Source organism: Telluria antibiotica (assembly GCF_011682055.1).
GTDB classification, from domain to species: domain Bacteria; phylum Pseudomonadota; class Gammaproteobacteria; order Burkholderiales; family Burkholderiaceae_D; genus Telluria; species Telluria antibiotica.
On record NZ_JAAQOM010000040.1, the window covers coordinates 1 to 1,156 of the forward strand.

The window sequence follows — 1,156 nt, forward strand, 5'->3', positions numbered from 1 at the left end:
GAATAAGTGCACATGGTGGATGCCTTGGCGATTACAGGCGATGAAGGACGTAGTAGCTTGCGATAAGCTGCGGGGAGTGAGCAAACACACTTTGATCCGCAGATTTCCGAATGGGGAAACCCGGCCTTTTAGGTCATCGCATACTGAATACATAGGTATGCGAAGCGAACGCGGCGAACTGAAACATCTAAGTAGCTGCAGGAAAAGAAATCAACCGAGATTCCCAAAGTAGTGGCGAGCGAAATGGGAAGAGCCTTGTACGTGATAGTCGGATTGATAGTGGAACACTTTGGAAACAGTGGCCATAGCGGGTGATAGCCCCGTACACGAAATCAGACCGGTGGTACTAAGCGTACGACAAGTAGGGCGGGACACGAGAAATCCTGTCTGAAGATGGGGGGACCATCCTCCAAGGCTAAATACTCGTAATCGACCGATAGTGAACCAGTACCGTGAGGGAAAGGCGAAAAGAACCCCGGGAGGGGAGTGAAATAGAACCTGAAACCGTGTGCATACAAACAGTCGGAGCCTCTTCGTGGGGTGACGGCGTACCTTTTGTATAATGGGTCAGCGACTTACATTCAGTGGCGAGGTTAACCAGATCGGGGAGCCGTAGAGAAATCGAGTCCGAATAGGGCGACAGTCGCTGGGTGTAGACCCGAAACCAGGTGATCTACCCATGGCCAGGATGAAGGTGCGGTAACACGCCCTGGAGGTCCGAACCCACTAATGTTGAAAAATTAGGGGATGAGCTGTGGGTAGGGGTGAAAGGCTAAACAAACCTGGAAATAGCTGGTTCTCTCCGAAAACTATTTAGGTAGTGCCTCAAGTATCACCATCGGGGGTAGAGCACTGTTATGGCTAGGGGGTCATTGCGACTTACCAAACCATTGCAAACTCCGAATACCGATGAGTGCGAGCTTGGGAGACAGACGTCGGGTGCTAACGTCCGGCGTCAAGAGGGAAACAACCCAGACCGCCAGCTAAGGTCCCAAAGATTGGCTAAGTGGAAAACGAAGTGGGAAGGCTAAAACAGTCAGGATGTTGGCTTAGAAGCAGCCATCATTTAAAGAAAGCGTAATAGCTCACTGATCGAGTCGTCCTGCGCGGAAGATGTAACGGGGCTAAGCCAGTCACCGAAGCTGCGGATATGTTT

1 rRNA gene (cut by a window edge) is annotated in these 1,156 nt (G+C 51.2%); it reads left to right on the forward strand.

The window, feature by feature from the left end:
* Positions 1 to 1,156: ribosomal RNA gene (locus HAV22_RS30690) — 23S ribosomal RNA — on the forward strand; its annotated part runs 1,806 nt beyond the window's last position; the annotation flags it as partial.